This is a genomic window from Frankia sp. CoWAU3, from assembly GCF_977971855.1.
The window spans coordinates 1,701-6,097 of sequence record NZ_CDWWXB010000007.1; the positions used below are offsets into that span (position 1 = coordinate 1,701).

The 4,397-nt window shown below is 72.6% G+C and carries 2 protein-coding genes and 1 pseudogene; 2 read left to right on the plus strand and 1 reads right to left on the minus strand.

Features of this window, described 5'->3' with window-relative positions:
* Positions 1 to 3,593: DEAD/DEAH box helicase (locus AC08ON_RS01765; protein ID WP_476616337.1), on the minus strand; the 3,593-nt coding region annotated here is incomplete at its 3' end.
* Positions 3,594 to 3,748: 155 nt separating this feature from the next.
* On the opposite strand from AC08ON_RS01765, the gene AC08ON_RS01770 reads away from it, so the two are divergent.
* Both AC08ON_RS01770 and AC08ON_RS01775 read left to right on the plus strand, forming a co-directional pair.
* Positions 3,749 to 3,943: a DUF3046 domain-containing protein gene (locus tag AC08ON_RS01770; RefSeq protein ID WP_011437904.1), complete on the plus strand. Its 195-nt coding sequence runs from the start codon at positions 3,749 to 3,751 to the stop codon at positions 3,941 to 3,943.
* 165 nt (positions 3,944 to 4,108) lie between these two features.
* Positions 4,109 to 4,397, plus strand: a pseudogene (locus AC08ON_RS01775) (recombinase RecA); the annotation flags it as partial.

A 4,397-nucleotide genomic window follows, 5' to 3' on the forward strand; every position in this document is an offset into this window, starting at 1 on the left:
CCAGCCCAGTGCACCTCGCCGGCGGAGCACAGCTCGTCGAGCATCGTCGGTGAGTAGTCGGCGACGCGGGCCGGGAGAACGAGCTGTTCCCACGCGCTTGCCGGGATCAGCGCGCCCTGCAGCTGCTCGACGGCGCGCAGCACACCGTCCACCCCCCGGCCACGTCCGCTGGTGACCGACTGCCAGGCCGGCAGGAAGGCACCGAGGGCCCGGGGCGGCACCGCCTCGACCTCCTTGCGCAGGGCGGCCAGGCTGCGTCGTCGCAGCGCCCGCAGCACGCCCGCGTCGCACCACTGCTCACCGCCGCGGTCGGGATGCAGCTCACCGCGGACGAGGCGGCCGCTGCGGACCAGCCCGTCTAGGACACCGGCGACCACCGCCGTGCCCAGCCCCAGCCGGGCGGCCGGTTCCTCGGTGTCGAACGGTCCATGGGTACGGGCATAGCGGGAGATCAGGTCTCCGAGAGGGTCACGCACCGGTTCGGTGAAGGCGTCGGGAACTCCCACCGGTAGCGGTACGCCCAGGGCATCGCGCAGCCGGCCGGCGTCCTTGATCGCGACCCACCGCTCCTCGCCGGCGATACGGACCCGCAGGGCCCGGCGGGTCTGTTCGAGCTCGGCGAGCCAGCCCGGGGTGGCACCCCGGGCGACCGCCTCCTCGGTCGTGAGGTCACCGAGCATTCGCAGCAGGTCGGCCACTCCCTCGACATCGCGGGCGTGGCGGTCCGGGGCGAGCCGTGTGAGCTGGGCGGCGACCTGCGTGAGCGCCGCTGGATCGATCAGCTCCCGCAGGTCCGCCTCGCCGAGGAGCTCGGCCAGCAAGGAGCTGTCCAGCGACAGCACCTGCGCCCGGCGTTCGGCCAGCGGTACGTCCCCGTCGTACATGAAGGCGGCGACGTAGCCGAACAGCAGGGCGGAGGCGAACGGAGACGGGGACGGCGTCTCCACCTCCACCACCCGCAGCGTGCGGGCCGACACCTCGCGCATCAGCTCCGCGAGCGCCGGAACGTCGAACACGTCCTGCAGGCACTCTCGCATGGTCTCCAGCACGACGGGGAAGCTGGCGAACGTCGCTGCGACGGACAGCAGCGCTGCGCTGCGCTGGCGCTGCTGCCACAGCGGGGTCCGCCGCCCCGGGGTCCGGCGGGGCAGCAGCAGGGCCCGCCCGGCACACTCGCGGAACCGGCTGGCGAACAGGGCGCTGCTCCCGATCTCCGCCCGTACGATCGCGTCGATCTCGTCCGGCTCGAACAGCGCGAGATCGGCGCCGGGCGGCTCGGCGGCATCCGGGATCCGGGCGACGATGCCGTCGTCGGTGTGCATGATCTGGACGTCGACCCCGTACCGCTCGCGCAGCCGGGCGCCCAGGGCGAGCGCCCAGGGCGCGTTCACCGGAGCACCGAACGGGGAGTGCACCGCTAGGCGCCAGTCGCCTATCTCGTCCCGGAAACGCTCCACGACGATCGTCCGATCGTCACCGAGACGGCCGACGGCCGCCTTCTGCTCGGCGAGGTAGCGCAGCAGGTTGGCGGTGGCCCGATCGTCGAGGCCGGCGGCCCGGACGCGGTCGGCCGCCGCCTGCGCTGGCAACCTGGTGATCTCGCGCAGGAACGCGCCGAGCGCGCGGCCGAGTTCGGCGGGTCGGCCTGGGGCGTCGCCATGCCAGAAGGGGAGCCGGCCGGGCCGTCCCGGAGCCGGCGTCACCAGGACCCGGTCGGCGGTGATCTCCTCGATGCGCCAGCTGGATGAGCCGAGGAGCACCACGTCGCCGACCCGCGACTCGTAGACCATCTCCTCGTCGAGTTCCCCGACCCGGCTGGAGCGCTCCCCGACGAGGAAGACGCCGAACATGCCCCGGTCGGGAATGGTGCCTCCGCTGGTCACGGCGAGCCGCTGGGCGCCCGGGCGGGCGGTGAGGATCCCGGTGACGCGGTCCCAGGTGATGCGGGGGCGCAGCTCGGCGAACGTGCCGGAGGGGTAGCGGCCGGCGAGCATGTCCAGGACCGCCTCGAAGGCGGAGGTCGGCAGCGTCGCGAACGTCGCGGTGCGCCGGACCAGCGCGCCGAGCTCGTCAACGTGCCAGTCCTCCATCGCCGTCATTGCCACGATCTGCTGCGCCAGCACGTCGAGGGGGTTGCGCGGGTACCGCAGCCGCTCGATCGCCCCCGAGCGCATCCGCTCGGCGACCACGGCACATTCGAGCAGGTCGCTGCGATGCTTCGGGATGATGACGCCGCGACTGGCGGCGCCGACCTGGTGGCCCGCGCGGCCGGTGCGCTGCATCCCGGCGGCGACACTCGGCGGGGACCCGATCTGCACGACCAGGTCGACGGCTCCCATGTCGATGCCGAGTTCCAGGCTGGAGGTCGCGACGACCGCGGGCAGCCGGCCAGCCTTGAGATCCTCCTCGATTCCGGCCCGTTGCTCGCGGCTCACGCTGCCGTGGTGGGCCCGCGCGATCTCCGGCCAGCCCGCCGTGCCGCCGCCTTGGCCCGAGGCGCCCATCAACGCCGCGGGGGACGTCCGGCCGGCTTCCCCCGGCCCGTCCCCGGCCACGGATTCGTCCGCGGCGGTGGCCGCGGCGAGCCGCTCGGCATACAGCTCGTTCAGCCGGGCGCAGAGCCGCTCCGCGAGCCGGCGCGAGTTGGCGAAGACGATGCTGGCGGAATGAGCCAACACCAAGTCGAGGACACGCTGCTCGACCGCCGGCCAGATCGACGCTCGGTGCGGGGCGGAGGCCGCCGAGCCGTCCGGGGACCCGTCGAGGAGCTGTCCGCCGAGCTGGGTCATGTCCTCGACCGGCACCACGACGTCGATCTGGAGGGTCTTGGCCGCGGGCGGGCGGACTACCGCCACCGGGGCCGTTCCGCCCAGGAACCGGGCGACCTCCTCGACCGGCCGCACCGTGGCGGACAGGCCGATCCGCTGGGCCGGGGTGTCCAGCAGAGCGTCCAGACGCTCCAGGCTCAGCGTGAGGTGGGCGCCGCGCTTGGTGCCCGCCACCGCGTGGACCTCGTCGACGATCACTGTCCGGACGCCGCGCAGCGACTCCCGCGCGGCACTGGTGAGGATGAGGAAGAGCGACTCCGGGGTGGTGATCAGGACGTCGGGGGGCCGGGTGCCGAAACCGCGTCGTTCGGCGGCGGGGGTGTCGCCCGACCGCAGACCCACGGTCACGTCCGGCTGGGGCAGACCGAGCCGTTGCGCGGCGGAGCGTATCCCCGCGAGCGGTGCCCGCAGGTTCCGCTCGACGTCGACGGCCAGCGCCTTGAGTGGGCTGACGTACAGCACCCGGCAGCGCCGGGTGGGCTCGGCCGGCGGCGCCGAGCGGGCCAGGGTGTCCAGCGACCACAGGAAGGCGGCCAGCGTCTTCCCCGAACCCGTGGGTGCGACGACCAGCGCGTTGCCGCCGGTGCGAATCGCCTCCCACGCGCCCCGCTGGGCGGGGGTCGCGGCGGTGAAGGCCGCGCCGAACCAGCTCCGGGTCGGGGCGGAGAACGCCGTGAGCGGATCCGGTGGATCGGGGGAAGCGAAGCTGGGCACGTTGACCAGTCTGCGTCGAGGGACCGACAACCTTCCGCCGGTGTGGTTCATGCCGGGCCCGCCGTGGGGCCCGGCCTCGACCCGGTCGTGCTTCCCGCGACCGTGCTTCCGCCACCGGGGATCCCCACCGGGGACCCCCGGTGGGGATCCCCGACCAGGACCCCCTTGGGTGGTCCCGTCCCGTCCGGACGGTGCACACTGGCGAAGTGCGGTTGACCGAGTTCTGGGCGAAGATGAACACACGGTTCGGTTCCGCGTACGCGGAGTCGTTTGCGCGTGATCATGTGCTGCCCGGTCTCGGTGGCGCGACGGTCGAGGTGGCCTTGGCCCGTGGTGACGATGCCAAGACCGTCTGGCGGGCCGTGTGCGAGGAGTTCGACGTGCCGGCGCGGGAGCGCTGAGCCAGCGTCCGGCGTGTCGTCGGGTCATCGAACGCATGTTCGTCTAGAGTCGTCCCGTGCGGCTACTTGTCCACAGATCATCCTCGACTCTCGAAACTGTCGGACCCACGGCCTAACGTCATCCTCGTGGCCAAGACTCGACGACCTCAGCATGGAGTAACTCCAATGGCAGGACTCGACCGTGAGAAGGCGTTGGATAATGCCTTGGCGCAGATCGACAAGCAGTTCGGCAAGGGATCGGTCATGCGGTTGGGGGACGACACCAGGCCGCCGGTCCAGGCCATTCCCACCGGTTCGATTGCTCTGGATGTCGCGCTCGGCATCGGCGGGCTGCCGCGGGGGCGCATCATTGAGATCTACGGCCCGGAGTCGTCCGGGAAGACGACCGTCGCCCTGCACGCGGTGGCGAACGCGCAGGCGGCCGGTGGTATCGCGGCGTTCATCGACGCCGAGC